Raw genomic sequence first — 261 nt, 5'->3', positions numbered from 1 at the left:
CCCCAGTACAATACTACCTCAACTGCCAAAAAAGCCCCTTTAAATCATGAGCTATATATGACGGTGCTAATGACCCCTGATATGGCAAATTTCATCGGCAATGTCCATGGTGGTGATTTGCTCAAAATGCTCGATCAGGTCGCTTATGCCTGTGCCAGTCGCTATAGCGGTAACTATGTGGTGACCCTATCAGTTGATCAAGTGATGTTTCGTGAGCCAATCTATGTGGGTGAGCTAGTGACCTTTGCTGCGAGCGTCAAC

Annotated in this window: 1 protein-coding gene; it reads left to right on the top strand. The window is 46.7% G+C overall.

Features of this window, described 5'->3' with window-relative positions; genetic code table 11:
* Nucleotides 1–57: 57 nt before the first annotated feature.
* A partial coding sequence (locus AAEZ03_RS27920; protein ID WP_350583167.1) for an acyl-CoA thioesterase occupies nucleotides 58–261 on the top strand: 204 nt, incomplete at its 3' end.

Source organism: Pseudomonas sp. HY2-MNA-CIBAN-0224, assembly GCF_040310285.1.
In the GTDB taxonomy this organism is placed as follows: domain Bacteria; phylum Pseudomonadota; class Gammaproteobacteria; order Pseudomonadales; family Pseudomonadaceae; genus Aquipseudomonas; species Aquipseudomonas helleri.
This window is presented reverse-complemented; position numbering and strand designations above follow the sequence as displayed.